Consider the following 3,076-nt stretch of genomic DNA (forward strand, 5'->3'; position numbering starts at 1 on the left):
GCGCAGCGCGCCTTGAAGAACTACCTGTGCGGAACCGTATCCACCGACGACCTCGATACCGACGCGATGGTTTTATGCCGGGAGGGGAAAGTGAGCATGGTCGCCCGCGCCGATTACAGGACCGACCTGATGCTGGCTCCCCTTGCCGCGCCAAACCCCTTCTACGAGCCCGTAGATCTGCCGACGTTTGCGAAGGTGCCGACCTGACGGCTACGTTGCTTGGAGGCCGGGCTCATCCTTCAAAAGCTTCTGCACATTGCCATCGGACATCGCCAACAGACGCCCCAATCCCCTATCGTACCCTTGACGCGCCAGCAAAATGCGCTGCCTGAGGCGGGCTTCGCCGTAACACAACCCCGCCGGTGCCGCCAAAAGGATCTCCGCGATCGGTCTCCGGTCTCCCAACGCCCTCGCAGCTTCCTCGATAAGCCCCAGGCGGAGCTTCAGGCTTTCCGGCTTTCGGGTTATAAGCAGCGGCGCTTTCACCACCAGACTGCACATGACCTCCTTGCCGACACCCAACTGGCCCCCGCTGTCCGCCACTTTTTTCGCAAGGCTCCCTGGCGGGATCGACAACAGTTGCGGACATTTCAGCGCCACCGCAGCAAAGACATAATACGGCACTCCGAGGGTCTTCGAACTCTCGACCACCCTCCCAACCAGCACGTCCGCAGGCACCGTAAAAAGAAATGGCCTTGATACAAATGCCTTGATGATCAACTTGCGGGGGATCTTCAGGCGTTCCTCGAGCGCTTCGACGTTGGTTCTCATCGCTTCCGCATCCAGAAGCATGAACTCGGTGCAACTCCTGCAAAGCTGCGCATATCGTTCCACCGACACGTCAAGGCAAAGCGCCCCGGCTGCAACGTTCTCCTCCAACCACGCGGGCGTCGTCTTGAGCAGCACCGGCCTTCGTTTCGCAAGATCGACCGCTTTCCGCTCCGTCAGCCCACATATCCTTGCACAGCCCCGCAAATTCCTGCGCATGTCTTCGAACGACAAACGGGAAAGCTCCGGAAGGCGGTCAACCGCCGCCGCCAGTTGCTTGTCGCTCATCAGGTTCGATTCTTCTGGGATCACGTGCGGGAGTTTCTTTGGCCCACAAGATCGCATCTCTCCCCGGGGTCTTCCACTCCGCTGCCCGCTCCCTGCGCAGCCTAATGCTCACCGGCATACAGCTTCCCCGTCAGACCGCGCCCACGCATATCCAGCTGGACTTTCCTCAGTTCCTCGACGGCAAGGAGAGCATCACGGATCTCGGCTTCCGTCCGAATCCGCTGTTTCGGTTCCTCGGCCAGAATGCCTAGGCCCACGCTCACCCTCCGGATGAGGCCACCGATAACAGAGAGGCTTTCAGACTTCATACCTCATGCTCCCCAACATTCAGTGTACTGTCATTTTCAGTGAGCCCATTGTGAATTATTCGGGCCATTGCCGTGATGTGTGACGCACTGTCAGCACTTGAACGTCGTCACCCTTGACGCGGTAGACCACCATGTAGGGATAATCCACAACCGCCACTTCGCGCGTATCCTTCACGCGGCCCGCCCGGCCTGCTTGCGGGAACTGGGGGAGATGGTCAATGGACGTGATGATGCGCAGCTCCACTGCATTGGCCGCAGCCGGGTTTTCCCGTGCGATTTCGTTGGAAATGGTCTCCAGGTCGCTGACCGCGCGTTGCAGCCAGACCAGCCTCATCTGCCCCGCGCTTCCTTACGAGCCTTAGACGCGGCCACCACGTCAGCATGCGCCATGAAGGGTCCACCCGCCTCGGCCTCCGCCACAGCTTTTTCCACGGTACGACAGAAGTGTTCCTGGTAAGACAGGAACTGATCCAGCGCTTCCATCGCCACCCAAGAACGCGAACGTTCCAATGACTTTGCAGTCCTATCCAAGCGAGCCATTGTCTCGTCATCTATGCGCAAAGAAATATTCATATTCATTTCCTCCTCTATTTATTATGGTGCACATATCGACATTACACAATATTACAATTGCCATTTATCCTTCTACGAGAAACAATTGATTTTCGAGTCCATATTCATTCAACAAATGCACTCATTTCAAACGGGAGCATTTAAATTCGGTTTTCGCGCCAAAACATGAAAACACGCAAATCGTTCCCCCAAAACCCAAATGCCTAAATTTGTCAACGCGAGCCGCGCGACGCGTAATCGCGGAACGTGGTCGTTCCGCCATCAAACAGAAGCTTGATAGTGCCAATCGGCCCTTTGCGGTTTTTGCTCACCAGCAATTCGGTGACACCACGCACGGCATCCAGCCGATCCTGCGCTTCCGCCAATTTCCTGCAATCCATCTCGCTTCCGGTATCATCACCGGCACCCACCACCCGGCTCAAATAATAATCCTCGCGGAACAAGAAACATACGACATCCGCATCCTGTTCTATGCTCCCGCTCTCGCGCAGGTCCGAAAGCTGCGGACGCTTGTTGTCCCGGCTGTCCACCTGCCGTGACAATTGGCTCGCCGCGATGACCGGCACGTCGAGCTCCCGCGCCACATGCTTCAAACCTTGGCTTATGAGGCTTATCTCCTGCACGCGATTGTAGTCACCCCGAATAGGCGCCGTGAGCAGTTGCAGGTAGTCGACGATAATCAGCCCAATCCCATGCTTACGCTTGAGCTGACGCGCCCTCGCACGAAGCGAGGTAATCGACAAGCCCGGCGTATCATCAATATAAAGCGGCAAGGATTGCAGCTTGTCGGCCGATCCCACCATGTCGTCGAAATCAGCATCACTGAACTGCCCGCTCGAGATCCGCTGCGACGCCACTCCCGCCTCGGCCGCCAGCATCCTCTGCGTCAGCTGTTCGGCCGACATCTCCAAGCTGAACACCGCCACCGGCGCCCCATGCGCTTCGTTCCGTAATTGCTTGCCCGCCACCCAATGCGCGATGTTGAGCAGCAAGCTGGTCTTCCCCATGCTCGGCCGCGCCCCAAGAATTATCAGGTCGCTCCGCTGGAACCCGCTCAGCAGCCGGTCAAGGTCGGCAAACCCGCTCGCAATCCCGGTGATGCCCGCACCACTCGCCTTCGCCGCTTCCGCCTGCTTGAT

General features: G+C 57.9%; 6 protein-coding genes. 1 reads left to right on the plus strand and 5 read right to left on the minus strand.

Features of this window, described 5'->3' with window-relative positions; all coding sequences use genetic code 11:
* On the plus strand, nucleotides 1-207 hold a 207-nt coding region (locus K5845_RS21085; RefSeq protein WP_287959970.1), incomplete at its 5' end, for a hypothetical protein.
* Nucleotides 208-210: 3 nt separating this feature from the next.
* Here K5845_RS21085 and K5845_RS21090 read toward each other — a convergent pair.
* The 5 genes from K5845_RS21090 to K5845_RS21110 form a co-directional block, all read right to left on the minus strand.
* Nucleotides 211-1,056 carry an mTERF domain-containing protein gene (locus K5845_RS21090; protein WP_287959971.1) on the minus strand — a complete coding sequence of 282 codons (846 nt, stop codon included), beginning with the start codon at nucleotides 1,054-1,056 and terminating at the stop codon, nucleotides 211-213.
* A 101-nt stretch (nucleotides 1,057-1,157) separates the two neighbouring features.
* Entirely contained in the window at nucleotides 1,158-1,364 is a 207-nt protein-coding gene (locus tag K5845_RS21095) for a hypothetical protein (RefSeq protein WP_287959972.1), read from the minus strand.
* 55 nt (nucleotides 1,365-1,419) lie between these two features.
* Complete coding sequence (locus K5845_RS21100; protein ID WP_287959973.1) at nucleotides 1,420-1,698, minus strand: type II toxin-antitoxin system RelE/ParE family toxin; 279 nt, start codon at nucleotides 1,696-1,698, stop codon at nucleotides 1,420-1,422.
* Nucleotides 1,695-1,937: a CopG family ribbon-helix-helix protein gene (locus K5845_RS21105; RefSeq protein WP_046476573.1), complete on the minus strand. Its 243-nt coding sequence runs from the start codon at nucleotides 1,935-1,937 to the stop codon at nucleotides 1,695-1,697. The genes K5845_RS21100 and K5845_RS21105 overlap by 4 nt, the downstream gene beginning before the upstream one ends.
* Before the next feature lie 212 nt (nucleotides 1,938-2,149).
* Nucleotides 2,150-3,076, minus strand: a 927-nt coding sequence (locus tag K5845_RS21110) for a replicative DNA helicase (RefSeq protein WP_287959974.1), incomplete at its 5' end; no start/stop codon positions are given.

The sequence above is a fragment of the Filomicrobium sp. genome (assembly GCF_025698805.1).
Lineage (GTDB): Bacteria > Pseudomonadota > Alphaproteobacteria > Rhizobiales > Hyphomicrobiaceae > Filomicrobium > Filomicrobium insigne.

Bases quoted from the DNA above. Each gene is read 5' to 3' on its own strand.
- K5845_RS21090 (WP_287959971.1), bottom strand. From the start codon at position 1,056: ATGAGCGACAAGCAACTGGCGGCGGCGGTTGACCGCCTTCCGGAGCTT.
- K5845_RS21095 (WP_287959972.1), bottom strand. From the start codon at position 1,364: ATGAAGTCTGAAAGCCTCTCTGTTATCGGTGGCCTCATCCGGAGGGTG.
- K5845_RS21100 (WP_287959973.1), bottom strand. From the start codon at position 1,698: ATGAGGCTGGTCTGGCTGCAACGCGCGGTCAGCGACCTGGAGACCATT.
- K5845_RS21105 (WP_046476573.1), bottom strand. From the start codon at position 1,937: ATGAATATTTCTTTGCGCATAGATGACGAGACAATGGCTCGCTTGGAT.